The organism is Marinomonas transparens (assembly GCF_016463975.1).
Lineage (GTDB): Bacteria > Pseudomonadota > Gammaproteobacteria > Pseudomonadales > Marinomonadaceae > Marinomonas > Marinomonas transparens.
Genome location: NZ_JAEMNX010000015.1, coordinates 61,240 through 86,632, shown reverse-complemented (window position 1 = coordinate 86,632; position 25,393 = coordinate 61,240). Strand labels below are relative to the sequence as shown.

The window sequence follows — 25,393 nt, the reverse complement described above, 5'->3', positions numbered from 1 at the left end:
AAAAGGCTCTTATTTGAATAAAATAATGGGTTTGACTCTCCACAGTACACAAAGGGCGATGAGGGAGATAACGGCGAGGGCTAGCCAGCCTAGGTTTAAGGCATCTAAAAGGGCTTGTTGCGCTGTTTCTAGGGGCAGTTTGCTGGGGGCCAGTTGCTTGGCTTGTAGCAGTATGTTGGGGTCGCTTAACTCGGTTAAATAGGCCCGTTCACCTGTGTTGATGAGGGCTTTTTCTAGCGTTTGGTGGTAGAGGAAGTGGATAAAAGACCCTGTGATGGCGGTGCCTAACATGCCGCCGACCAGCCGTAGGGATTGCAGTAAGGCAGTGGCGATGCCTAGGTGGTTTTTCTCGACCGAGTTTTGTGTAAAAAGTGTGAGATTGATCAGGGTGAAACCTAACCCACAACCGGCTAACAGCATGAAAAATAGCAGCAGGTAAAAGCCAGTGTTCAAATCGCTAAAGGCAAGGCCAAAGCAGGCGATGGCGAGCAGTAAGAAACCGCCTCTAGGTAACCAGTTTGGGTTGTGTAAATGGCGAATTACCTTGCTGTTGATAATGGCCCCTAGGGTAATGCTGAGCACCATAGGGGTGATGAGTATGCCAGCTTGTTGTGACGAATAGCCCAACGCCCCTTGGAACATCAGCGGCGTATAGTAGAGCAAGGAAAACATCACCGAGCCTGCCAACATAGACAAGACAAAAAGAGTGCGGACGCTTCCCGCTACAAACAGGGCCGGGGGCAGCAATGGGTGGGGAATGCGGCGCTCTCGATAGACCAAGCACACAGTGGCCGTGAGCAGCACACAGGCCAATAAGATAACCAAGGGGCTCAAGCCACTTTTTGGCACTTGTTCGATAAAGAGTTGAAAAGAAGCGAGTGCCAAGGCGATCAGCAAGGCGCCCAACCAATCCAGCGACACATCACGGCTTTTCGTGTGTCGTACCCACGGAATGTATTGCCACGCACAAAAAACGGCTAAGCAACCTAGGGGGATGTTTAGGTAAAAGATGGAACGCCAGCCAAAAGCATCGGTCAGAAAACCGCCCAATGGCGCCCCGAGTGCGTTAACAATACTGAAGGCGGAGCTTAGAAAAATCTGCCATTTTAGGCGTTCCTTATTGTCGGGAAATAAATCGGGAATGCTGGCAAAGGCGGTCCCAATCAGCATCCCACCACCCAGCCCTTGCAGGGCTCTGGCAATCACTAGTACATAGATGTTTCCGGCTAAAGCACAGGCAAAAGAGGCCAGAGTAAACACAGCGCACGCCACCACAATAAAGGGCTTACGGCCATAATAATCCCCCAGTCGGCCAAAAATAGGTATGGTCACGATGGACATTAATAGGTAGCCGGTAGCCACCCAAGCATAGAGATCAAAACCATCCAGATCGGCGACAATACTGGGCAGCGCATTGCCTATTACGGTCTGGTCTAAGGCGGACAGCATCAGACCAGAAGAGATGCCGACCATGGCTAAAATGGCCTGTTTGGTAGACAGCTTGTTTGGCGCTTGCTCTAGGCCCATCGTGTTTTTTGTCTCATCAGATCCATGGGGCTTGGTCTTATTTTAGTTTTGCAAGGGCCAGAGCGATGCGTTCACAGGCGTCATCCAAGAGGTTTTGGGAGGTGGCTATCGACATGCGAAAGTAGGGCGATAAACCGTAAGCACTGCCTGCGACCGTGGCGACGTTGGCGGTTTCCAGTAGGTAGAGCACCACATCTGTGTCTGTGTTTAGGGTGTGACCCTGTTCGGTTTGTAAGCCGATGAGTTTTTCGCAGCCAACATAGAGGTAAAAGGCCCCATCCGGTGGCGAGCAATGCAGGCCGTCAATCTGGTTGATTTTCGCCAAGGTGTTGTTGCGGCGGCTTTGGTAAACCGCTTGGCTTTGTTTCACAAAGGATTGATCACCATTGTAGGCTTCAATGGCGGCGGCTTGGCTGACAGAACAGGCGTTGCCAGCCGATTGTGACTGAAGTTTTTGCAAGGCATCGATCAGATAAAATGGCCCAGCGGCAAAGCCAATGCGCCACCCTGTCATGGCATAGGTTTTGGAAACGCCGTTAATTATTAGGGTTTGGCCTTTGAGTTGTGGCGCGGCATTCAGCAAGTGCACGTTGTCTTGATCGTCGTAACGTATGTGTTCGTAAATGTCGTCGGTCATGATGAGCAGGTCTGGGTAGTCGGCCAAGACCTCGGCCAAAGCGACATAATCGTCGTGGTTATAGCTGGCCCCAGTTGGGTTGCTGGGGGAGTTGATGACCAACCAGCGGCTTTTTTCTGTCAGTACGGAACGCAGGCGCTCTGGTGTGAGTTTGAAGCCTTCCGCCTCGGTACATTGTGCAATCACTGGTGTGCCTTCACAGGCAATCACCATGTCTGGGTAAGACACCCAGTAGGGTGCGGGAATAATCACTTCGTCCCCGGCTTCTATGGTGGCTAAAAAAGCGGTGAAGATGGCCGATTTCGCGCCATTGGTGACGACAATTTCGTTTTCTTGGTAATGCAGGGCGTTTTCTCTTTCTAGCTTGCCTGTAATGGCTTGCTGCATGGCGAGGCTGCCGCTGTTGGCGGTGTAGCGGGTTTCCCCCCGTTGAATGGCTTGCCAAGCGGCTTCGCCAATATGGGGTGGCGTGTCGAAGTCGGGTTCTCCTACTACTAGGCTGATAATGTCTTGGCCCTGTCGGCGCAGTTCATTGGCTCGGTCCGCGGCACTGCTGCTCGGGGACGGTTTTATATTGGCTACGCGGGATGCAATTCTTTGCTTGTGCATGGGGGACCACCATTTAAATGACTACTGTATGGGGCAACATTAGCCATGATGGGCGCGGAAGACCAAAAGGTCTTTGTTCTGGTTATATAAGTAAGCCTTATGTGTTGGTGAGATTTGTCCAAAAAAGCGTGATTTTATGCGGGCATTGATCATTTTTGGTGCGGTTTTGGTTTCTTTTGAAAGTTAAGATCATTTTTTCTTATGGTCTTTAGATTCCCTCTGATACTTGGCCCTTGTGGAATGGCGCTTATTGTCGGCCGTTTTTGGGGCTGGTTTGGCGCCTTGGTACGAATTATGCCTACTCGCTGTCATCTGGGGTGACAAACCATAGGCTAAGAGAAATGAACCTGACTCGACTGAAGTACTTTGTGAAAATCGTAGATATCGGCAGCCTGACACAGGCGGCAGAGGTGTTGTTTATTGCGCAGCCGGCATTGAGCCAGCAGTTGGCGACCTTGGAAGGCGAATTAAAGCAGCAATTGTTGATTCGTACCAAGCGCGGGGTCACACCGACGGAAGCGGGGAAGATTCTCTATGCCCATGCGCAGGTGATTTTACGCCAGTGTGAGCAAGCCATGGGCGATGTGCTGGCTTCGAGTAAGGCGCTAACGGGTAAGGTGTCTGTTGGCTTGGCACCGGGCACGGCGGCTTCTACCTTGTCTTGGCCGTTATTAAAGCGGGTAAGAGAGCAGCATCCGGGCATTGTCCTGTATCTAAATGAAAACTTCGGCACCACCTTGAGCGAGTTGATTATGAGTGGCCGCATGGACATGGGGGTGTTGTACGGCGATAAGGTCATTCATGGTCTGAGCTTTGAACCCCTAGCCAAGGAACCTTTGTATTTGGTGAGTTCTCCAAAGCGTGATTTACCCAGTGTCGATGTTTCCCTTAAGGACATTGCCCAGTGGGATTTGTTGATGCCAAGAACATACAATGTGGTGCGTAAGTTGGTTGATGAGGCCTGCTTGGGCATTGGCGTGACGCTTAATGTGATCGCGGAAATCGAATCCAGCACCACCTTATCGGCGGCCATTGAGAACGATCTTGGGGTGACTATTTTGCCCAAGTCAGCGGCCATGGCCTTGTCTAAACAGACAGAGGCCAAGCTGTATCGAATCGTCTCGCCCATTGTGGAGGCTCCGCTTGCCCTGTGTCTATCGGATCACTTGCCTCTGTCTATTCCTGCGCAAGCGGTAAAGGATATCTTGCTGGAATTGGTGGCAGAATTATTGCCCAAGCCTGCGTTATCAGAAGAGAAAACTCAGAATATGGCCCTTGCTTAATGGCAGCGAGTTATTCCCCTAGGGGGCGTAAATCAGTGAACACGCCCCCTTCGGTCGGGGATTTTGTTAACCATAAGAGTCTCTTATCTCACCAATCAAAAACCCTCTTAGTCATAACCAAACTAGGTGTTTAGAGTAGTTGTTAACTTGTTTTAGCGACTGGAAGCACGACTATGGATCCTCAAAAAATAAAGTCATTAGTAGAACTTATGAGCTCATCGGATTTAGAAGAGCTCATTTACCGTGAAGGTGAAGCGAGTTTGACCTTAAGCCGCACGGCTAATGGGGTAAGTGGGGCTTCATCCTTGCCTAATGGGCCTGTGTCTGTGGCTACTTTCAATGAAAATATTGGCACAATAAATCAAGATATTAGCCCATCAAGGGGGCTTGAAACGACAGCCGATTCTGACCTCTCTTCCGCTCTTTCTCCTGCACTTTCTTCTGGGTTGCCTTTTTGTGAAGAGGTGCAATCGCCCTTGCATGGGGTGGTGTATTTATCGCCTTCAGAGGGAGAAAACGCCTATGTCTCTGTGGGGGATTCGGTCACCACGGGGCAAACCTTGTGCTTGCTGGAAGCGATGAAGATGTTTCATCCCATTCAAGCGGAAGTGGCGGGCAAGGTGCGTGAAATCTGTGTTCAATCCGGTGACGAAGTGGCATCCGGTCAAAGCTTATTTTTGATTGATGAAGAAAGGTAATCCTATGTTTAGCAAGGTGCTAATAGCCAATCGAGGGGAAATTGCCCTAAGGATTTTACGTGCTTGTAAGGCGTTAAGCTTGCAAACCGTGGTGGTGTATTCGACAGCGGATAAGGATGCCAGCTATGTGACACTAGCAGACGAAGCTTATTGCATCGGCCCGGCGAATTCGAGCAAGAGTTATATGAATCAAGCGGCTTTGCTGTTTGTGGCTAAGGTGTCTGGTGCCCAGGCGGTTCACCCCGGTTACGGTTTTTTGTCGGAAAACGCCGCCTTCGCCGAGCGAGTGGTGCAAGCTGGGCTGATTTTTATTGGCCCTTCGGCAGACAATATTCGTGTCATGGGGGACAAGATTGCCGCACGCAATGCCATGCTGGCGAGTCAGGTTCCCTGTGTGCCCGGCTCGAAAGAAGCCCTCGGCACAGATGCATCCAGTTTACAGGCCATGGCTGAAGAAATCGGCTTCCCTGTCATCATTAAAGCCGCGGCGGGCGGTGGCGGCCGGGGCATGCGCATTGTGCATGCGCCCAGCGAATTGATCGCGGCGGTCAAGCTAACCCAAGAAGAAGCCCGTAAAACCTTTGGTAATTCAGAGGTGTATCTAGAGAAGTTTTTACAGCACCCAAGGCACATAGAAATTCAAGTGGTGAGCGACTCCCATGGCAAGGCCATTTGGCTGGGCAGCCGAGATTGTTCTTTACAACGACGTCATCAAAAAGTGTTGGAAGAAGCCCCAGCCCCCAATGTGGATAGCCAGTTGTTGACGGCGGTTGGTGAGCGTTGTGCGCAAGCTTGCAGGGCGATTGGTTATCAAGGGGCGGGCACTTTTGAGTTTCTTTATGAGGACGAAGAGTTCTATTTTATCGAAATGAATACGCGTATTCAGGTGGAGCATCCAGTGACGGAGATCACCACGGGCATTGATATTGTGCAGTTGCAAATTCAAATCGCCCAAGGGGAAAAAATCCCCTTTGAGCAAGCCGACGTGGTTTGTGTTGGTCATGCTTTGGAATGCCGAATCAATGCGGAAGACCCGAACTCTTTTGTGCCGACACCGGGCCAGATTAGCGGTTGGGAAGCACCCGGAGGCTTAGGGGTTCGGGTGGATACTCACATTCATAGTGGGGCGGTGATTTCCCCCTATTACGATTCCATGGTGGCAAAAATCATTACCCACGGGAAAGACCGCAAAGAAGCCATCGAGAAAATGCGTTTGGCCCTAAGAGAAACCCAGTTAAGCGGCATTTTATCTAATATTCCGCTGCATCAAAGCTTGTTAGAGGATCAAACGATCTGTGAGCAGAGCGTCGATATTCATTATTTGGAAAAACTCTTGAGTGAGTCTGTGGATCGAGGGGTAAAAGCATGAGGATACAGGACCAGCAACCCTTGATTAGTTTATTGGGAACCTCCGCTGTTTTATTGCAAGCGCCTGCCCCTTTGTTGTTTGACACCCAGCAAAAAATTTGGGGGTTAGCGCAACAGGTCGAGGGCTGGGAAGCGGTGTTGGAGGTCATTCCCGGTATGAATAACTTGATGATTACTTATCCGACCTTGCCGGAGGATATGGCGGGATTAAAAGCCCAATTATTAGACGCATGGCAGGCGGTGGAAGGCATAGAAAAAGAAGGCAAGGTGATTGATTTGCCCGTGATTTATGGCGGGCCTGAGTATGGCCCACATATGCAAGATGTGGTGGCGCATACTGGGCTATCCATTGCAGAAATCGTGCGCCGACATACGGCTCCCTTGTATCCCGTTTATGCCTTAGGCAGCCATCCGGGTTTCTGTTACTTGGGGGATATGGACCCGAGTTTGGCGACCCCCAGAAGGCAGGTGCCGATCACCGATCTGGCAGGGGGATCTGTGTCTATTGGGGGGGTGCAAACGGGGGTTTCTGCCTCTCAAGGCCCCAGTGGTTGGAATACGATAGGGCGTACCAAGATGCAGTTTTTTGATGTCAATAAAATGCCGCCTGCTTTATGTAAGCCCGGTGACTATATTCGCTTTTGTGTCGAGGAGGTCATCCAATGATAGAAATTATATCTTCAACCGCCCTGTGCACGGTGCAAGATATTGGCCGCTTAACTTCACGCCGTTATGGTGTGGGTACGGCAGGGGCGATGGATCAAGTGTCTTTGGCCGCCGCCAATCTTATGCTGGGCAATGCTGAGAATTCAGCCTGCATCGAAATCCCTATGTTTCCTTTCAAGGTGCGCTTTATACAGGACTGTGATTTTTCTGTGGCGGGCGTGGAAGGCACCATGACATTGGATAACGGGGTCTTGCCCACTGGCTGGGCCTATCAAGCCAAAGCGGGTCAGCTGCTTAGTATTCAACGCCCAAAAGCCGGTTGTCGTGCTTATTTCGCCCTAGGCGGCGGAATAGATGTGCCGGTTGTGTTGGGGTCAAGAAGCACCCAATTGCGTGGTGAGTTTGGCGGTCTAGAAGGCCGAATGCTGCAAACCGGCGATGTGTTAAACGCGGTCACAGCCCTTAATGATCGCCGATTGGATTTTGGTATTACCTCTGCTTTGTCTGCCTTGGCCCTTGAGAGGGAAAACCAGATTGAGTTAAGGGTGATTCCGGCGGCGGAATACGACGCATACCGTGCCGAGACACAAGCCCTGTTTTGGCGTACCGCTTGGAAGATCACCCCACAAAGTAACCGTTATGGCTATCGTTTGCAGGGGGCAGATATTCGACCTGAACAGCCCCTTGAGACCCTTTCCCACGGCATAGTGCCAGGGGTTATTCAAATTCCACCGGGGGGGCAGCCTATTATTCAACTTCGCGATGCACAACCGACCGGCGGTTACCCTAAGTTCGGTACCGTGATTGAAGCCGACCTGTGGCGCTTGGGGCAGGCGGCGATAGGCAAGCAACTGGTGTTTAAAGAGGTGTCCCTTGAGCAAGCTCGGTTAGCGGCTCAGCAAAACCAGTCTTATCTGGATGACATTAAGCAGATGCTAGCATTGCAGGAGATCTTTGTATGAAGGATAAAAACGCATTCCATCTGGATACCGAGTTCATTTCAACACTGAGTCAATTGCTGGCCGATTCTGAGTTGGCGCAATTGAAATTGGAAACCCCATCAAGCGCTATTCACCTGAAGCGTGGCGGGCAGGGGATTTGCCCAAGAGACACTGAACATACCCGCTTATCTGGAGATAAAGCCAGCCGCCAGAGTCTTAATAAGAACACGGGGAGCGAGTCCATATTGTCGCCAACGGTGGGCGTGTTTCATTTGCTCAATGGCCCGTTAGTTTATCCACGACCTGTGGAAGCCGGTGAGTTATTAGCGATCCTTCATATTGGTGTACTGCAACGGCCGATCCGTGCCCCGATGAAGGCCATGGTGACGGGCATATCCGTAACAGACGGCGAAACCGTGGACTATGGCACCGTGCTTTTTCAATTACAGCCTGCAACTTAAGGACTTTTTATAAATGAAGATTGATTTAAATGCCGATTTAGGGGAAGGCTTTGGCCCTTATCAAATGGGCGATGATGACGCGCTGATCCCGATTTTGTCTTCGGCTAATGTGGCGTGTGGGTTTCATGCGGGTGATCCATTGATTATGCGTAATACGGTCAGATCAACCAAATTTTCTGGTGTGGATTTGGGCGCCCATGTGGGCTTTGCCGACGTGCAGGGATTTGGGCGTAACAAGATGGAATTGCCGTTGGCCGAGCTGGAAAGTTTGGTGACTTATCAGTTGGGGGCTTTAGCTGGGTTTGCCCGTTCTGAAGGTCACACACTGACTCATATGAGTTTTCATGGGGCGTTGGGCAATAAGGTGGCGGCGGATAACGAGTTGGCCGAGGCCTTAATTAATACGGTGGCTAAGTTCGATTCCGATTTGATTATTAGCTCTTCGTCGAGTGTGGCGATAGAAAGCGCTGCTCAGCGCCATGGCCTCAGGGTAGAAACCACATTTTTAGCCGACCGTGCTTACGATGCGTCCGGTTTGCTGGTGCCTCGGGCCAAAGCAAACTCGGTTATTAAGGATGAAAAACAGGTTTTGCAGCGCATTGAGCAGTTGCTTAATGACGGCACGGTGACCTGTTATGACGGTGAACGTATTGCCATGCCTGCGCGTTCAATCTTGGTGCATGGTGACACAGATGGTGCGGTCAATTTGGCCGCAAAAATACGTCGCTATATTGAAGATAATGGCGGTGTGATTACCCCTTTGTCGCTTTTAGTTAATTGATTTTAAAGCGTTTATTTTAATATAAGGTGTTCTTATTGCTAGACACGCAATTCATCTTATTCATTCGTGTTGATTACCTATAAATTGAAATGAAGCCGTGCTGAGATTCAATGTATTAAGGTCAATCAGCCATTCAGTATTTTACATTATAAGGAACACAGCTATGCCATTTTCCACCTATAAAAAAGCCCTTGTTACTGGCGCCTCTTCTGGTATTGGTGCCGCCACCGTTGAGCGCTTAGTACAGGAAGGCATCGAGGTGCATGCACTTGCCCGTAGTGCGGATAAATTAGCCGAGCTGGCGCAAAAAACTGGCTGTATGGTCCATGCTTTTGATGTGACGGACTTGGCTCAGCTTACTGAGCTTTGCCAGCAGCATGACTTCGATATTTTAGTCAACAGCGCCGGTGTGGATCGTCCCGGTTCTATTTTGAAAGCCGATGCGGAAGGTATTGACGCCTTAATCGATGTGAATTTACGGGCGGTATTACAGCTTTGTCGCCTGACATTACCCGGCATGGTGGCGAGAGATTGCGGTCATATTATTAATATCAGCTCTATTGCTGGCGCTTATAACTTTGGTGGTAACTCTACTTACCATGCCACCAAATCTGCGGTGAGTATGCTTTCCCGCCAATTACGTATTGATGCCTATGGTAAGCGAGTTCGTGTCACTGAAATCTGCCCGGGACGGGTGGCAACGGATATTTTTGCCCATGTGCATGGGGATTCAGAAGCCACCTACAAAAATTACATTGAAGGCTATGAATTACCTGTTGCTAAAGATATCGCCGATGCCATTGCCTTTGCCATTGATGCGCCGATTGCCGTCAATGTGGGCCATATGGAGATTACCCCAACCATGCAGGTGCCCGGTGGTTTGCAAACCACACGACCAACCGATGTTTAATGCCTTTGCGCGGTGTCGCGCAAGGGGCTCGTTTTAATTTCTTCTGCCATGGCGATCTGTTGACGCTTTGGAAGGGATTTTTGAATTTACTCAAAGCAGCAAAATGACAAAGCTATTTAGGTGTCCCATATGAGTCAGTTCACACAAGGCCTTGAGAAAGTCCTGCAAGGCGATTACCTCGATATTATTCTTCGTGGCATTAAGATGACGCTAGAGTTGGCGGCTTTATCTTGGTTGTTGGCTATGGTCATTGCCTTAAGTTTGGTGGTGATCCGCTTGACCAATCATAAAGTGGCGGTGGCGGCCGTGGCGGGTTATGTGTCCTACCATCGTAATATTCCAACCTTGGTGCAGTTGATGTTGTGGTACTTCGGTATTTCTTCGTTATTTCCCTATGAATTGCAAATGTGGCTGGTGGATCAGAATGCGGAGTTTATCTTTGCTGCCATCGCCTTAGGGTTATGCCAAGCGGCGTATTTTTCTGAAGATATTCGCAGTGGTATGCGCGCTATCTCCAGTGGTCAAACGGAGGCGGCTAGGGCCTTGGGTTTTGGTTATTTGCGTTCCATGCGTTACATCATCCTGCCACAGGGAATTCGTAATGCGCTGCCTTCGCTGATTAATCACACGATATTACTGTTTAAGAATACCAGTTTGGCGATGGCCATTGGGGTGGTGGAACTGACCTATGCGACGCGAGAAGTAGAAAATTATACCTTTCTCACTTTTCAGTCCTACTTGGTTTGTACGCTGGTTTACTTGTTTTTCTCGCTGTTGCTTATGTTCTGTGGGGCAATTTTCGCGAAAAAACTCAATAAAGTGTATGCGAGGTAAGCCACTATGTTGTTGAACGTGATTGATATATTAAGCCAATATTGGGAGCTTTTCTTAATTGGCCAATATCCCCATGGGCCATTAGGCGGCTTGGTTAATACGCTAATACTGGCGTCGTTAGCCTTGATTATTGCCTTTCCTTTGAGTGTGTTATTGGCGGTTGCGAGAACCTCACCATATGGCATTTTCCGTCATCCGGTGACGGTTTGGGTCTATGTAATGCGTGGTATCCCGCTCATTATGATTATCTTTTGGACTTACTTTCTGGTGCCTTCATTAATTGGACGTAACATCAGTGGCTTTACCACCATGTTATGTACTTTGGTGCTTTATCAAAGTGCCTATTTGTGTGAAATCGTACGGGGCGGTTTGCAATCGCTTCCGGCAGGGCAGACTGAAGCTTCTAGGGCATTGGGGTTGGGGTATTTTAGAACCATGGTCTTTATTCTTTTACCTCAGGCTTTGTATAACTCGATACCCAGTTTAATCAGTCAGTTTATTTCCATTATTAAAGAAACCTCCCTTGGTTACATTATTAATGCCCAAGAAATGACCTTTGCAGCGAATCAGGTAAACAACCAGTTGTTGGTTAAACCCTTTGAGGTGTATTTCATTTTAGCGGTGACTTATTACCTTTTGTGTTTCGGTTTAACTCAGTTAGCCCAATGGTTTGAACGTCGTATCGATACGAAACGACAAGGGGATGCTTTGATAGCCACTTAAGCGTAGCGAGAACGCGCTAACGCTTGGTAAGGATGGGGTTTTGAAGATGATTTTAAAGATGAATAAAGACTGGTGACGTGATGATTATTTTTTCGAAGGTAAATAAATGGTATGGCGAATATCAGGCACTGGTGGATGTTAATGCGGAAGTGAAAAAGGGTGAAGTGGTCGTGGTATGTGGCCCATCTGGGTCTGGTAAATCGACTCTTATTAGGACGGTTAATCGCCTTGAAGACATTCAAGGCGGTCAGATTCTTTATAACGGCCATGATGTGTATGGGGTGGATTCCAATCTGAATACCTTGCGCAGTCGGGTGGGCTTTGTGTTTCAGAATTTTAATTTATTTCCGCATATGTCGGTATTGGACAATATCACCTTAGCGCCAACCAAATTAAAAGGCTTAAACGCTTCCTACGTGAAGACAAAAGCCTTGGAGCTGTTAGACATGGTGGGCATGTCCCATAAGGCGAATGCTTATCCGAATCAATTATCTGGTGGCCAGCAACAGCGTGTTGCCATTGCAAGAGCGCTGGCGATGGAGCCGCCAGCCATGTTGTTTGATGAACCCACCAGTGCCCTAGACCCTGAAATGGTGGGCGAAGTGCTGAGTGTGATGAAGTCTCTGGCGAAAGAAGGCATGACCATGATGTGCGTCACCCATGAAATGAATTTTGCCCGTGAGGTGGCCGATAAAGTTTGGTTTATGGATGCAGGACGTATTTTGGAAGTCGCTGAGCCTGAGACCTTTTTCCAAAACCCGACTCACCCGAGAGCGCAGAGTTTTATTAGCGATATTCGTGCTTAGCGCGAGATTTTTAAAGGATGTACTGAAAAGCAATGTAAGTAAAAACCACTAAAATAGAGGAACGTAAAAATGATAATTAAATCAATTGCTGCCACTTTGGCATTAACCGGTCTTAGCATTTCAGTTGCTCAGGCGGATCAATGGTCAGATATTGAATCAAAAGGAAAATTCATCTGTGGTGTGTTTTCTGATGTGCCACCTTTTTCATCACCGGACCCTAAAACCCGTGAGCTAGTGGGGATGGATACGGATTTGTGTAAAGGTTTAGCGGATAAGTTAGGTGTTCCAGTGGAGCTTAAGCCTCTGTCTGTGGAAGCGCGTATTCCTGAACTTCGCCAAGGGCGAGTGGATGTGGTGATTGCGAATTTGGCTTACACCAAGACCCGTGCCGAGCAGATTCAATTTAGCGACCCCTATTACATCGCCCGTGAACGTCTAGTGGTGAAAGCCCCTTTGGCGAAAAAATCCAAAGCCTACTTTAGCGGCAAGAAACTGAGCTCGACAAAAGGTTCGACTTCGGAACAATCTATCCGTCTTGCGGGCGCTAAGCCAGTTACTTTTCAAGATACCGGCTCTGCTTACCTAGCGGTATTACAGAACAAATCTTTGGGTGTGGTGACCAATGGTATGACGGCCCGTAGTTTGATCCGCAGCGCGAAAGACAGCGGTGTTGAATTGGCAATGATAGACGAAGCCATGGCGCTAGAGCCCGTGGGTGTTGGTATGCGTCAAGGTGAAGCGGCGTTTTATGGCAAAGTGAATACGGCCCTGATGGCAATGGAAAACGACGGAACCATAGACAGTATTTGGGACAAATGGATCGGTGTGGATACTGTGTACGGTATTAAACGTGTTGATAAAGTACAAAAGATCGCTGATTTGGACTTTGAACCACTGAATTAATCTGAAATGGCTCGCTTAAGCCAACTATGAATGGGTTAGCTTAAGCGTGCATGAGTCTATATGAGTACCCAGTTAACCTCTTCGAGCGGCAACTCGAAGAGGTTTTTTTATACCAAGTACAAAGTTCAGTGTAATAGAAGAGACGCTTGATATAAAAGTTATTTTCATCTATATCAAACACTAAGCGGAAATATTGCCTAGGCATAGGTCTTAATTAACACATCCAGCATGGCGGAAGCGGCGATAGAAAGGTTGGATCTTGGCTGGCAAATCACGCCGACTCGGCGGCGGATTTCTGGTTCAACGACCGGGCGTATCACCGCGCCTTGTTCAATGGCTTGCTGACGACATAAAGACGGCACAACGGCCACGCCCATGCCTTCACTGACCATGCGTCCTACCGTGGCGAGCTGGTGAGCATCGAAGGCGACCTGTAATTCAATGCCGGCTTCATCGAGTGTGTTTTCTATCATGGTGCGTACACTGGAGGGGCGTTGCAAGGTGATGAAATCGTACTCAAGTAGCGCTTTCCAAGGCACCTTGTCCTGTTTCTCTAATACGTGGCCTTTGGGCAATATGGCAATGAAGTTGTCTTCATATAGTGGATAAAAGGCCAAATCCATCAGGCTGCTGGGTTCAAAGGAGATGCCTAATTCCACCTGATTGTTGCGTACCATTTCCACCACGATATCCGATAAAACATCGTTAATCGCGACCTGAATGTTGGGGTAAGATTCATGGTAGTTTTGAATGGCTTTAGGCAGTAATGAAGCTGCAAAAGACGGCATAGAGGCGATGCTGATTTTACCGAGTTGTAGGGCAAAGCGTTGCTTCATTTCATCTTCGGCGTTTTCCCACTGGGTTAGTAGTCGTCTGGCAAGGGGGACTAAAGCCTCGCCTTCCGGTGTCAGGGTAATGCTGCGGGTGGTACGGGTGAGTAGCTTCCCTCCCAAACTTTCTTCAAGGCTTTTGACTGATAGGCTCAAAGCCGGCTGAGATAGGTTTAATTGTGTGGCGGCACTGGCAAAGCTCATGGATTGGGCGACGGCTAAGAAAGCACGAACTTGTTTTATATTCATTTGGAAAACTTATTAATAAATAGTAAAAACAAATTTAATTAATTTATCGTCATGAGTCAAACTGGTCGGATGTTCAAAATAACAACAAAACGCTATAGGAGCGCTAAATGGCCGGTTTTGACAAAGTTGTCACCTCGTATGAAGAGGCGATGCAAGGTTTAGAAGATAACATGACGGTGTTGGCAGGCGGTTTTGGCCTGTGTGGTATTCCTGAAAACCTGATTGGTGAAATTAAACGCAAAGGCACCAAAGGATTAACGGTTGTATCAAACAACTGTGGTGTCGATGGTTTTGGCTTGGGGGTTTTGCTCGAAGACAAGCAGGTGCGCAAAATGGTGTCTTCTTATGTGGGTGAAAACGCCTTATTTGAAAAACAATTATTGGATGGTGAGCTAGAAGTCGAGCTGACACCGCAAGGTACGTTAGCCGAAAAAATGCGCGCCGGTGGCGCGGGTATTCCAGCTTTTTACACGGCAACCGGTGTTGGTACACCGGTGGCAGAAGGCAAAGAGGTCAAGGTGTTTGATGGCCGTGAGTATTTGTTAGAGCCTTCTATTAAAGGCGATTTTGCCATTGTCAAAGGTTGGAAAGCAGACCGTTATGGCAATGTGGTTTATCGTCATACGGCGCAGAATTTTAATCCTCTGGTCGCGACGGCGGGAAAAATCACCGTGGTCGAGGTGGAAGAAATTGTCGAAGTGGGTGAACTGGACCCAACGCAAATTCATACTCCGGGTATTTATGTTGATCGCGTCATTCTTGGCACGTTCGAAAAACGCATCGAACAACGCACCGTGAAATCGGCCTAACACCCTAAGAGGAGAAGAATAAAATGGCTCTAACTCGTGAACAAATGGCGCAACGTGTGGCGCAAGAATTACAAGACGGCTTTTACGTTAACCTAGGCATTGGTATTCCGACCTTGGTGGCGAATTATATTCCTGATGATATGGAAGTCATGCTGCAATCGGAAAATGGTTTGCTCGGCATGGGTGAGTTTCCCACCGAAGACACCATAGACGCCGACATGATAAACGCCGGCAAACAAACGGTCACAGCGATTAAAGGGGCGTCGATTTTTTCTTCCGCTGAATCCTTTGCCATGATACGTGGCGGCCATGTGGATTTGACGGTATTGGGGGCATTTGAAGTGGATGTGAATGGCAACATTGCTTCTTGGATGATCCCCAATAAATTGATCAAAGGCATGGGCGGCGCGATGGATTTGGTAGCGGGGGCGGACAACATTATTGTCACCATGACCCACGCGTCGAAAAAAGGCGAATCCAAATTGCTAGCAGATTGTTCTTTGCCATTAACAGGTAAAGGCTGTATTAAGAAAGTCCTAACCGATCTGGCGTGGTTAGAAATAGAAAACGGCGCTTTTGTGTTAAAAGAGCGCGCACCGGGCGTATCGGTGGAAGAAATTATCGAAAAGACCCAAGGTAAACTGGTCGTTCCAGATGATGTGCCAGAAATGGTCTTTACAAAATAAGAAGGGGTCAATTATATGAAAGCTGTCATCGTTGCTGCGGCAAGGTCTCCCATCGGGGCTTTTAATGGCGCGTTATCTTCTTTAAATGCGGTACAAATTGGTACTCAAGTCTTGTCTTCCATATTGGCTAAACAGCCCGTGTTGAAAGACCAGATCGACGAAGTGATTTTAGGCCAAGTATTAGCGGCAGGTTGTGGACAAAACCCAGCCCGTCAAACGGCGGTGCATGCCGGACTAGCGCATTCTGTTTCCGCTATGACCATTAACAAGGTTTGTGGCTCAGGTTTGAAAGCGGTGCAATTGGCCGCTCAAGCGGTATTAAATGGCGATGCCACCATGGTGGTGGCCGGTGGTCAAGAAAGCATGAGCCAAGCGGCACACGTATTACCCAATAGCCGATCTGGCAAAAAAATGGGTAATTGGGAATTGTTAGATTCCATGGTGACGGACGGGTTATGGGATGCCTTCCATGACTATCATATGGGCCAAACGGCGGAAAACATTGCCGAACGCTGGAACATGAGCCGTGCTGAGCAAGATGCTTTTGCGGCGAATTCTCAGCAAAAAGCCGCCAAGGCACAAGCGGAGGGTCGCTTTGTTGAAGAGATAGTGCCCATCTCGATTCCACAGCGTAAAGGCGAGCCTGTTGTGGTCAGTGAGGATGAGCAAATTCGCCCTAATACAACGGCAGAATCCCTTGCTAAATTACGCCCAGCTTTTGCGAAAGAAGGCACGGTAACCGCGGGGAATGCTTCCACTTTAAACGATGGCGCGGCCATGGTCGTAGTAACATCCGATGCCGAAGCGAAACGCTTAGGGCTGCCAGTGCTTGCTGTCATCGAAGCCGCGAGCAGTGCGGGGGTTGACCCTCAAATTATGGGCACAGGCCCGATTGCTGCTACACAAAAAGTGCTGCAAAAAGCGGCTTGGAAAGTGGCGGATCTAGATTTAGTTGAAGCCAATGAAGCTTTTGCCGTGCAAGCCATGTGTGTTAATAAAGAACTTGAATTGGATACTAGCAAGGTCAATGTCAACGGTGGTGCGGTGGCCTTGGGCCATCCTATCGGGGCGTCTGGCTGTCGTATCCTGATTACCTTGATCCATCAAATGCAGCGCCAAGAAGCGAAAAAAGGCTTGGCGACCTTGTGCATTGGTGGCGGTATGGGCGTGGCCATGTTGGTGTCCCGTTAGGGTAATTGCCACGCAAGGTAAAAGGTAAATTCCTAATAAAAATGCCCTATATGATATAGGGCATTTTTTTGTGCTTCATGTCGTTCACGACAGTAGGGGGCTATTATTTTTTATTTAGCCGCTTCATCTGCTTTTGGCGTTTCGTTTACCACAAAGACTTTACGGTGCGGGAATGGAATCTCAATGCCATTTTCATCTAAGGCTTTTTTGATTAACTCTGGCACGCTATACAGCACGTTAAAGTAGTTTTCGCCGTTACAGAATGGACGCACAATGAAATCCACAGAGCTGTCATTAAGTTTTTCTACTTCGACAAACGGCATTGGTGTTTTCAGAATGTGCGGGTGGTTTGCCAAAACATCATCAATGACCGCACGGGCTTTATCTATGTTTTCTGCGTAAGCAATGCCAAAACGCATATCGACACCACGCACAGGGTAATGGGAGTGGTTGATGATTTGCTGACCCCAAATTTGGCTATTTGGAATGATGATCTGTTGATTGTCAAAGGTTTGTAGAATGGTGGTAAACATATCTATTTCAGTTACATTACCGAAACGCCCCGCTGCATCAATGAAGTCGCCGACTTTATAAGGACGGAAAATCAGCAACATAACGCCCGCCGCAAGGTTAGACATGGCGCCTTGTAATGCCAAACCAACCGCTAAACCAGCCGCACCCAAGAGCGCCACAATAGAGGCTGTTTGTACGCCGAAACGATTTAATACCGCGATGATGACGAAGGCTAAAATGATGTAGCGCGCGACACTGCCTAAAAAGCGAAATAGTGTGTCATCTAGCTGAGCGTGTTTTTTACTGATGCCGATCACCAGTTTATTCGCACTGCTGGCAATCCATAGGCCGATAAGCAAAATCACTATAGCAAGAAGAATGTTTGTGGCCCAATCGAGAGCGACGGGGAAGTATTGGTTAACGTCTAGGTTTGCGAGCAACTCCGACATAGTAATAATCCTTATTAATAGATAGATAAACGATGAATTTCTGGGCCAGATACTAGGTTTAAGCGTAGCCAATGTGAAGCAGAATTGCGTGATGATTTGTGCAGAAAAAACAGTTAAGTAAACTTTTGAAAGTGAGAATAACGTGACGAAACGGGTGGTTGAGGGCAGCGTTGAACAATGCAGACTATGGATTTTAATGACAGCAAAAATGGTAGACAAAAAAATGCCCTAATCCATTTTTATGGAATAGGGCATTTTGCCATTTGTGACGCTAAGGTTTTCTACACTAGGTTAGTGAGATAGTCTTTCCACTCAGCAACTCTACCGTAGTAAGAGCTATGTGGTAAGCGGCTTAGCTTGTCATCCTTTTCGATGATCAAGGTTGGGTAACCACTGACTTGTAGCTGTCCCATTAAACGATGGCTTTCTTGTATTTCTTTCATCATGGCGGGTTCAGCACCGGCCATTTTATCTTTCCAAGTCGCTTCATCAAGACCAAGTGTTACCGCTAGGGCTTGTAACGCTTCTGGCTTATCCAGTGCCTTACCATCTTGATAATGGGCCTGTTGAATCGCTTTTAGCATAGTGTGTGGCTCAACACCCATTTCGATACCCACCATGAAGGCTTGGGTCGGTAGGTAAGAATCGATAACAAACTCACCTGTGCTTGCCACTCTTGCTTTGTATGCATCACCAAAGTGTGCTTTTGTCATGGCTGCGATTTGACCGTCAGCCTGCAAAATGTGTTGTCTAAAAGCGGGTTCAATGGCACGTTTCGGGATCATGCCACCTGGGTGGTAAGCGATCTCGAATTCACCCATGTTCGCTAGTATTTCAACTAATGAGGTTGCGCCATAACACCAACCACACATTGGGTCGAAGAAGTAATGAACTTTTACCATTTCATTTCGCCTTTATGGACTTTCGCTGCGATGCTTAGGTTCAATGCACCTTGAGCATTTGGGTATGTCGCAGACATAGTTTTAATAAACTCAGCACTGTCTTTGCTGTCTTTCTTCACTTTTTGGAAAGTGTTGATGTAGTCAAGGGAGAACGTGATGTTATCCGCTGTTAAAGCCGTACCTTGAGACATATGGCCAGGCACAACCGTGGTTGGTTTAAGGGCAATCAGCTCTTTCAACTGTGCTTTCCAAGCGGATTGAATTTCGTCAGATTGCGCATCAGCCATCCATAAATGCATGTTACCGAATACGGCAACATTGCCTAAAATGGTTTTGCTTGATGGAATCCAAAGGTAAGGGCGGTTAGCCAACACGCCTTCAGTACCACGAATCTCGATAGTTTGACCATCAACCGTCAAAGTAGACTGAGTATAAGCTGCTGGAACGATAGGATTTACCGGAGCATTAACACCCATTCGTGGGCTCCAAGTTGCTATTTTAGATGCTAGCTTTTTCTCAATCGCTTTTTTAACAGCAGGTGTGGTGATGATGTCTGCTTTTGGAAAAATCTCATGCAGTGTTTCCGCACCAAAGTAATAGTCAGGGTCCGCTTGGCTAATAAAAATCGTTTTCAATTCTTTATTAGAATCCAACACTTTCGCGGCAATGCGCAAAGCATCTGCTTTTGTGAATCCAGCATCAATCACCATGGCTTCTGTTTCACCGTATACCACAGTAGAAGTCACGCCGAAGCTAGTCGGTGCGGCATTGTATACATCTAGAGTTAGCGCTTTTGAGTCCGCTGCAAAGGCAGAATGAGCGATCAGGGCTGAAGCCGCTAAGGTAATCAATTTTTTCATGTTTTTCTCCAACGTTCGTTATGTAATGTTTACAGCAAATGGGTCGCTGCCTTAATGCTTGCAAGTATAGTAAAGAATTGACGTGATCGGAAAAATACACAAAAATGAGCATTATTGTTTCTCAAATCGTTCTAATTATTGGGTGAATAAAATGGACCGAGTTATCGCTGCCAAAGTATTTATAGATGTAGCGCAATCGCGCAGTTTCACCGCCACTGCGGAACGCTTAAATATGTCTAGACCCATGGTGACCCGTTATATGGAAGCCATGGAAGACTGGTTAAAAACACGGCTACTGCACCGAACGACCCGAAAAATATCTTTAACCACAGCAGGAGAGTCCTGCCTAAAAGACGTGGAGCTTTGGTTAGAGCAAGCAGATAAAATTACTTCCCTCGCGAACATGGGCAAAGAATTGTCTGGCTTGGTACGAGTGACCACCAGCATGTCGTTTGGTTTTTCACAGCTCATGCCCGCCATTCAAGCCTTTATGGATGAGTACCCTCAAGTATGTATCGACATAGACCTTGAGGACAGTGCGGCGAACTTGACGGAAAAAAGCATCGACCTTGCTTTGCGCATTGCTTCTAATCCAGACCCTTCTTTAATTGGCAAGCCTATCGCTCGGTGTGAATCGGTATTGGTGGCATCACCGGACTATCTACAAAAAGCACAAGCAAGCGTCGGTGACATTAGCGACCCGCAGGACTTAACTAGGCATGACTGTTTAGGCTACAAAAATTTTGAGCAACATATTTGGCACTTATCAAAAAATGACCAATTTGAATCCGTCACCGTAGACTGTCGTCTCACTGTTAACGAAGCCAACGCACTGTTACATGGCACGCTGAATGGCATCGGCATTAGCATGCAACCAACGTATCTGGCGAACCGTTACATAAAGGATGGCAGACTGATTCACGTGTTGCCAGAATGGAAGCCTAAAGCGCTCAGCATTTACGCCCTATATTCTTCCAGAAAACACCTATCGCCCACCGTACGTGCCTTGATTGACCACTTAGAAAGTTACTTTGCCGCACATCCTTGGTGAGAAAAAAGTGACATGGACAGGCCGTGTATGAATGAAAATGCTTTTTCTCAATCTAGCTTATGTAATAGCGTGTCATACCCATCTTGATATTTTCGCCTATAGTTAGGGCAGTGCAAACGTGCCCCTTTAGGCCATGCCTTTCGAGCCTGAGCGATTGATTTTGCACTGTCCTTACTTCTCATGGCGTTTTATCAATGATGTTGTCTATGTTGATTGACTTTTGTTCCTGGAGAAATGGAGAAACGATTAAACAATACAGGGAGTACAAAATGATGATTAAAAGGTTTTTGCTTAGCAGCTTACTGTTCATTCCTATGCTTTTTTTACCTGCGCTATCCTATGGTGAAACAGCCGCGACATCGTATGCTGCTAATTCGGTCTGTCCCGTTGACTCAACTTGGTTGAGCTCACCTTCTTTACCAACAGAAGTAAAAAAAAGCGATGGGAAGGATTCAAACTTCTGCGACTTCTATCAATTCTCTACGCAGACTTTTTTATATTTGATGTCTCCGTCTGCTAGCGATAGCAAGGTGCGTAACTTTCAAGTGCAGGCTAATTTTCCAGTCTTAGAGTTCAATGGTGATGGCACACCAGCGGATTCTTGCGACGATGTCATTATCGGCCCGACATTACGGACAGGCTTAGATAAGTCGGGGTTATCTACTGGTCAAGCAGGCGGTGGTGCAACCATTTATGCTCAAGACCGTAATGTGGTGTATTACGATGTGAGGTTTGACCGAGCTACGTGTAAGCAAACCGCCAGCGCCGTTAAAATGAATGCCGCAAATCAAATTAACTTTTCAGCTGGCACCATGGAACTAAAATTTGCCTGGAAAAAGCTGTCCACGGCAGAGATCAACTCTAATACCTTTGTCACTCAAGCCGCCCCTTCGATAAGTGGCGTTCTGGGCTTGGTTGGTATGCACATAGCCGTCGCCACGGAAGACCACCCAGAATTTGTCTGGGCAACTTACGAGCATAAAATAAATTCGCCGGACTGCGCGTTTCCCAATGTGAAGACCGATACAAGTTGGATGTTTGCCAGTGCATCCTGTGCGGCTGGATTGCCAGAAACGGCAAAGAAAGGCAATTCGTGCAACTTTAATAATCCTAAGAGCAAACAAACAGAGCCAATGGGAACGCCAACTAACATTTGTCGTGTACATCCCTATGGAACGGCCAGTGGAGATCATAAAGCGGCAGAAAACCTAGCTGATGTCATGGCGCAAAATGCAGGTATGCTGGCTTTGTATGACAAACCAAGCACAGCCGCTTCTATGCAGCTATTAAAGAACTACTTTAATGTGGGCGCGTTATGGGTAAGTGACATAACCAAAAACTCAGGGGGCATTGGCGTGCCAAATGAGCGAGGCTCATTGCGTTTGGCGAACACGGTTGCCGAAACGGATTATCAGCACGTGAATTTAAACAATGACTTCGCGAGCAATTGCTTTGGTTGTCATAACTATCAAGGCACCTCAGAGCAACCAAGTAACAACATTACTTCTCAAGCACTTAGCCATATTTTTAAAGACATTAAATTTGGTCAAGGGCTCGCGATTGATGCGTCCACCAGTAGCATTATTACAGGCAATGGCGCAGCGCCTGCTATCTGTGCAGCTACCTGTAATGGACTGGTAAGTTACAATGGCAAAAAACCATCATGGAATGGTCAGTGGACCAACATCAACCTCAGTGCCGGGTCTGTTTGTGGTTGTGAACTGAAGTAATCATTTACCCTGCTTGTCGTCAGTAAGGGGGCTTTTTAGCCCCCTTACTTATTGTTTTGCATCCCGCCGAAATGCCAGTGGCGATTTGCCCATTCTTTGATTAAAAAGACGCCTGAAACTGCGGTCAGAGGTCCAACCTACTATCTCTGTAATTTCGCTTATCGAGTGTTTTGTCGTTTGCAGGAGCTCCGCTGCCAATTGTATGCGCCAGTGGCTTAAATAGGTGATGGGGCCAACGCCAACTCGTTGTTGGAAGCGTTGTGCAAAACTGGATCGAGACATTCCCGCATGAACCGCGAGGCGAGTGACGCTCCACTGTTGTTCTGGGTGTCGATGAATGGCGGCTAAGGCTTTACCGACTTTTTTATCCAATAAACCTTGTAGCCAACCTTTGGGGTGTTTTGTTTCTGACAAGATATAAGAGCGAAGTTGGCCGATGATAATCAATTCAACTAATTGAGCCGCAATGGCCACAAAACCCGGTTGCTTGTTACTGGCATCTTGACTGAGAAAAGCAATGGCAGATTGAAAGGAGGGAAACTCAGTCCCTTGGTATTGTCGTAGAATGATCGCGCTGGGTAATGCCTTTAATAGGTCGAGTTGCACATTAGGCTGAAATTCAAAGGCAAAGGAGAGCAGGGTTGTCTTTGCTCCGCCGCCACCCCAATTGACCTGATGCAATTCACTCGGCAGGTAGTGATCAAAACCCGCAAAGTTGTCTCCTTTCCATAGGGCGTGTAATGGTGCTATCGGTGCATTATCAGACGAGTAGAAATTGAATTCTCCCCCGATGGGAACCAGAACGGAGTCACCGGCTAGCAATAATTCCGGCTCACTGTCCGGCGCAGAAAACCAAAGTTCTCCTGCCACAATATTAAAGCAATACCCCGCAGGGAATGATTTGGTTTCAAAGCCCCAAGGCTCACTCAACTGCCAGTTGGAGATAATAGTAGAGCGTAATTTCAATGATAAAAGTACGTCACTCAGTAAGTCCATAATGAAGTCTATAAGGCTACTTTTGGATTATATGTCCGATAATATGGATTATGTGGTGTATATTGTCCAATTTATATCTCCTATTCTGTCCTTCCAATTAAAATAAGAAGGATAAGGGCATGAAATTTCTTCGAAATACGTGGTATTGCGCTGGTTGGAGCCACGACTTAGTTGATACACCATTAGCGATTACATTACTGAATGAACCAGTTGTGCTTTACCGAGGAGAAGATGGCACAGCAATCGCTTTAGAAGATCGGTGTCCTCATCGGTTTGCACCCCTAAGCAAAGGGAAAGTACAAGGCAATAATATTGCCTGTGGGTACCATGGTTTGGTATTTGATGCTAAAGGAAATGGTACGCACAACCCTCATGGTAACGGTGCTATCCCGAAGGGGTGCAGTGTTAAATATTACCCTGTCGTTGAAGCACAAGGTGTTATATGGATTTGGATGGGGGAAGCAAGTCAAGCAGACCCTGAAAGTATTATCGATATTGGTGAATGCGATAAGCGTGAAGGTTGGACATCGGTACATGGTTACCTCAATGTAAAATGCCATTACGAATTGGTGGCAGATAACTTGCTCGATCTGAGTCATGTTCCTTATTTGCATTCTTTTCTTTCCTCGGATGGCGAGCCACCAGCAGGCTTTAAAGAGGAGCGCAAAGTCGAGATAGACGGCAATACCGTGTGGTCCATGCATTGGAATTACAATTGCCCGGTTTCGCCATTATTTTCTCTGCTTTGGGACGAAGCGCCCGCGATTGGTACTCTGCGTGCTCATATGTGCTGGCAGCCCCCTAGTGTGCTGTATTTGGATACAGGCTTTTCAGCAGAAAATGGCACCATTGAAGACGGTGCCTGCTTCCCCGGTATTCATTTAATTACGCCTGAAACTGAGAATTCCTCCCATTATTTCTATGCGGTTGCCCGCAACAAAAAACTTGACGATGCCGGTTTAAGTGAAGGTATACGCATTCAAATCAATAACGCGTTCGAGTTTGAAGATGAACCTATGGTCGAAGCCTGTCATGAACGCATGCCAGGAACGGATTTGATCGCCCTAAAACCTGTGTACCTTCCCGGTGATGTGGCCGGAATGCGTGCGAGACGAAAATTACAGGAATTGATTCAAGCTGAAGAAGAGGCATAAAGCACGAGCTTGCTGAAAAGTAAAAGTTTTCTTGTTCTGCTTTATAGGGCTGAGTATTAAGGGAGTAAACTCAGCCTCTTTATGACGCTTGGTAAATCACCACGCCCACGTCTTGAATGTGTTTGATTAAGGCTGGGTTGGTGATGCTGCTTTCATCAACTAAGTCGATCAAGTAGGGGCTGTTTAGTTCGTCTAGCTCGTGGTGAAGATGAGAGAGGGTATCGGCTTGGGATGTAGTGATTGCAAGGTCTATGTCTGAGCCAGTACGGAATTTACCTGTAACGCGTGATCCGAATAGGGTGACTTTTTGTATTTCTGGATACCTTGTAAAAACCGCCGACATTTTACCCATGAGGGTGGTCGGAAGGCCATATTGATTGAGTGTCATAGGTTGGTGAACTTTTCTTGTAGTTGAATGAAGCAGTGATTGTAATTGCGTACTTTTAAAAATTCGGTTTCGAGTATGCTGGCGTCGTAGGCGTGCACGGTTTTATTACGACTTTCTATCATGTCCATCCATGTTTGGCCGTCTTCAATTAAGCCGAGGTTAAAGGCCAGTCTGGTGGCGGTTCTTGACCCTGTGATGTTCTGGTGGCCTTCGTATTCTAGGTAGTCTTTTAGCACTTTCCACGCGAGTTCATGAGTAAACTCGAAGCGTTGTAATACGCCTTCTTTTACGATGTTTGGTGAGGTTTCATCGTAGGCTTCTACCGCTTCATTAAGTTGCAACAGCGCTTTTTTGTAATTCTGAAAACGCTGCTTCCAGCGTTCAGTGGGTAAGTGGTCTTCAGTCATCCTTATCGTCTCTTTGGCCTAATCGATTACG

General features: G+C 47.5%; 27 protein-coding genes. 18 read left to right on the top strand and 9 right to left on the bottom strand.

What is annotated here, in order from left to right; genetic code table 11:
- Positions 1-9 precede the first annotated feature (9 nt).
- Positions 10-1,527, bottom strand: coding sequence for an MFS transporter (locus I8J31_RS13115; RefSeq protein WP_199469029.1), 1,518 nt, complete (start codon positions 1,525-1,527; stop codon positions 10-12).
- Between the two features lie 37 nt (positions 1,528-1,564).
- Complete coding sequence (locus tag I8J31_RS13110; RefSeq protein ID WP_199469028.1) at positions 1,565-2,773, bottom strand: aspartate transaminase; 1,209 nt, start codon at positions 2,771-2,773, stop codon at positions 1,565-1,567.
- 341 nt (positions 2,774-3,114) lie between these two features.
- Here I8J31_RS13110 and nac point away from each other — a divergent pair, with 341 nt between their 5' ends.
- The 12 genes from nac (at position 3,115) to I8J31_RS13050 (ending at position 13,147) form a co-directional block, all read left to right on the top strand.
- Complete coding sequence (gene nac / locus I8J31_RS13105; protein ID WP_233402764.1) at positions 3,115-4,056, top strand: nitrogen assimilation transcriptional regulator NAC; 942 nt, start codon at positions 3,115-3,117, stop codon at positions 4,054-4,056.
- Positions 4,057-4,229: 173 nt separating this feature from the next.
- Positions 4,230-4,754, top strand: coding sequence for an acetyl-CoA carboxylase biotin carboxyl carrier protein (locus I8J31_RS13100; RefSeq protein ID WP_199469026.1), 525 nt, complete (start codon positions 4,230-4,232; stop codon positions 4,752-4,754).
- Between the two features lie 4 nt (positions 4,755-4,758).
- Positions 4,759-6,123, top strand: a complete 1,365-nt coding sequence (accC, locus tag I8J31_RS13095; protein WP_199469025.1) for an acetyl-CoA carboxylase biotin carboxylase subunit — start codon at positions 4,759-4,761, stop codon at positions 6,121-6,123.
- Positions 6,120-6,788, top strand: a complete 669-nt coding sequence (gene pxpB, locus I8J31_RS13090; RefSeq protein ID WP_199469024.1) for a 5-oxoprolinase subunit PxpB — start codon at positions 6,120-6,122, stop codon at positions 6,786-6,788. The genes accC and pxpB overlap by 4 nt, the downstream gene beginning before the upstream one ends.
- A complete protein-coding gene (locus I8J31_RS13085; RefSeq protein ID WP_199469023.1) occupies positions 6,785-7,750 on the top strand; it encodes a 5-oxoprolinase subunit C family protein in 966 nt (321 codons plus the stop codon). Before pxpB ends, I8J31_RS13085 begins: the two co-directional genes overlap by 4 nt.
- Complete coding sequence (locus I8J31_RS13080) at positions 7,747-8,190, top strand: hypothetical protein (protein WP_199469022.1); 444 nt, start codon at positions 7,747-7,749, stop codon at positions 8,188-8,190. The genes I8J31_RS13085 and I8J31_RS13080 overlap by 4 nt, the downstream gene beginning before the upstream one ends.
- Before the next feature lie 13 nt (positions 8,191-8,203).
- Positions 8,204-8,971, top strand: coding sequence for a LamB/YcsF family protein (locus I8J31_RS13075; protein WP_199469021.1), 768 nt, complete (start codon positions 8,204-8,206; stop codon positions 8,969-8,971).
- A gap of 163 nt (positions 8,972-9,134) precedes the next feature.
- Positions 9,135-9,881 carry an SDR family oxidoreductase gene (locus I8J31_RS13070; RefSeq protein WP_199469020.1) on the top strand — a complete coding sequence of 249 codons (747 nt, stop codon included), beginning with the start codon at positions 9,135-9,137 and terminating at the stop codon, positions 9,879-9,881.
- A gap of 129 nt (positions 9,882-10,010) precedes the next feature.
- Entirely contained in the window at positions 10,011-10,715 is a 705-nt protein-coding gene (locus I8J31_RS13065; protein WP_199469019.1) for an amino acid ABC transporter permease, read from the top strand.
- Between the two features lie 6 nt (positions 10,716-10,721).
- Positions 10,722-11,438: an amino acid ABC transporter permease gene (locus tag I8J31_RS13060; protein ID WP_199469018.1), complete on the top strand. Its 717-nt coding sequence runs from the start codon at positions 10,722-10,724 to the stop codon at positions 11,436-11,438.
- An 80-nt stretch (positions 11,439-11,518) separates the two neighbouring features.
- Positions 11,519-12,244, top strand: a complete 726-nt coding sequence (locus I8J31_RS13055; protein WP_199469017.1) for an amino acid ABC transporter ATP-binding protein — start codon at positions 11,519-11,521, stop codon at positions 12,242-12,244.
- A gap of 69 nt (positions 12,245-12,313) precedes the next feature.
- The gene (locus I8J31_RS13050) at positions 12,314-13,147 is read left to right on the top strand and encodes an ABC transporter substrate-binding protein (protein ID WP_199469016.1); all 834 of its coding nucleotides are present in this window, start codon (positions 12,314-12,316) and stop codon (positions 13,145-13,147) included.
- Between the two features lie 197 nt (positions 13,148-13,344).
- Here I8J31_RS13050 and I8J31_RS13045 read toward each other — a convergent pair whose 3' ends face one another.
- Positions 13,345-14,226, bottom strand: coding sequence for a LysR family transcriptional regulator (locus tag I8J31_RS13045; protein WP_199469015.1), 882 nt, complete (start codon positions 14,224-14,226; stop codon positions 13,345-13,347).
- Positions 14,227-14,333: 107 nt separating this feature from the next.
- On the opposite strand from I8J31_RS13045, the gene I8J31_RS13040 reads away from it, so the two are divergent.
- From I8J31_RS13040 to I8J31_RS13030, 3 genes are read left to right on the top strand one after another with little or no spacing between them, the layout of a single operon-like run.
- Positions 14,334-15,035 carry a CoA transferase subunit A gene (locus I8J31_RS13040; RefSeq protein WP_199469014.1) on the top strand — a complete coding sequence of 234 codons (702 nt, stop codon included), beginning with the start codon at positions 14,334-14,336 and terminating at the stop codon, positions 15,033-15,035.
- 23 nt (positions 15,036-15,058) lie between these two features.
- Complete coding sequence (locus tag I8J31_RS13035; RefSeq protein ID WP_199469013.1) at positions 15,059-15,721, top strand: CoA transferase subunit B; 663 nt, start codon at positions 15,059-15,061, stop codon at positions 15,719-15,721.
- Positions 15,722-15,736: 15 nt separating this feature from the next.
- Entirely contained in the window at positions 15,737-16,912 is a 1,176-nt protein-coding gene (locus tag I8J31_RS13030) for an acetyl-CoA C-acetyltransferase (RefSeq protein ID WP_199469012.1), read from the top strand.
- Between the two features lie 110 nt (positions 16,913-17,022).
- Here the strand turns inward: I8J31_RS13030 and I8J31_RS13025 are convergent, their stop codons facing one another.
- The 3 genes from I8J31_RS13025 to I8J31_RS13015 all read right to left on the bottom strand — a co-directional run bounded on the left by I8J31_RS13025 (position 17,023) and on the right by I8J31_RS13015 (position 19,636).
- Positions 17,023-17,874, bottom strand: a complete 852-nt coding sequence (locus tag I8J31_RS13025; RefSeq protein ID WP_199469011.1) for a mechanosensitive ion channel family protein — start codon at positions 17,872-17,874, stop codon at positions 17,023-17,025.
- Positions 17,875-18,155: 281 nt separating this feature from the next.
- Positions 18,156-18,776: a DsbA family protein gene (locus I8J31_RS13020; RefSeq protein WP_199469010.1), complete on the bottom strand. Its 621-nt coding sequence runs from the start codon at positions 18,774-18,776 to the stop codon at positions 18,156-18,158.
- Positions 18,770-19,636 carry an MBL fold metallo-hydrolase gene (locus I8J31_RS13015; RefSeq protein WP_199469009.1) on the bottom strand — a complete coding sequence of 289 codons (867 nt, stop codon included), beginning with the start codon at positions 19,634-19,636 and terminating at the stop codon, positions 18,770-18,772. The genes I8J31_RS13020 and I8J31_RS13015 overlap by 7 nt, the downstream gene beginning before the upstream one ends.
- A 151-nt stretch (positions 19,637-19,787) precedes the next feature.
- Here I8J31_RS13015 and I8J31_RS13010 point away from each other — a divergent pair, with 151 nt between their 5' ends.
- Both I8J31_RS13010 and I8J31_RS13005 read left to right on the top strand, forming a co-directional pair.
- The gene (locus I8J31_RS13010) at positions 19,788-20,687 is read left to right on the top strand and encodes a LysR family transcriptional regulator (protein ID WP_199469008.1); all 900 of its coding nucleotides are present in this window, start codon (positions 19,788-19,790) and stop codon (positions 20,685-20,687) included.
- A gap of 269 nt (positions 20,688-20,956) precedes the next feature.
- On the top strand, positions 20,957-22,417 hold the full coding sequence (locus tag I8J31_RS13005) for a mannan-binding lectin (RefSeq protein WP_199469007.1): 1,461 nt from the start codon (positions 20,957-20,959) through the stop codon (positions 22,415-22,417).
- 48 nt (positions 22,418-22,465) lie between these two features.
- Here I8J31_RS13005 and I8J31_RS13000 read toward each other — a convergent pair whose 3' ends face one another.
- Entirely contained in the window at positions 22,466-23,413 is a 948-nt protein-coding gene (locus I8J31_RS13000) for an AraC family transcriptional regulator (protein ID WP_199469006.1), read from the bottom strand.
- A 119-nt stretch (positions 23,414-23,532) separates the two neighbouring features.
- Between I8J31_RS13000 and I8J31_RS12995 the strand changes: the two genes are divergently transcribed.
- Complete coding sequence (locus I8J31_RS12995; RefSeq protein WP_199469005.1) at positions 23,533-24,567, top strand: Rieske 2Fe-2S domain-containing protein; 1,035 nt, start codon at positions 23,533-23,535, stop codon at positions 24,565-24,567.
- Between the two features lie 79 nt (positions 24,568-24,646).
- On the opposite strand, the gene I8J31_RS12990 is transcribed toward I8J31_RS12995, so the two are convergent.
- Both I8J31_RS12990 and I8J31_RS12985 read right to left on the bottom strand, forming a co-directional pair.
- The gene (locus tag I8J31_RS12990) at positions 24,647-24,955 is read right to left on the bottom strand and encodes a nucleotidyltransferase family protein (RefSeq protein WP_199469004.1); all 309 of its coding nucleotides are present in this window, start codon (positions 24,953-24,955) and stop codon (positions 24,647-24,649) included.
- Positions 24,952-25,362: a nucleotidyltransferase substrate binding protein gene (locus tag I8J31_RS12985; protein ID WP_199469003.1), complete on the bottom strand. Its 411-nt coding sequence runs from the start codon at positions 25,360-25,362 to the stop codon at positions 24,952-24,954. The genes I8J31_RS12990 and I8J31_RS12985 overlap by 4 nt, the downstream gene beginning before the upstream one ends.
- Positions 25,363-25,393: the final 31 nt, after the last annotated feature.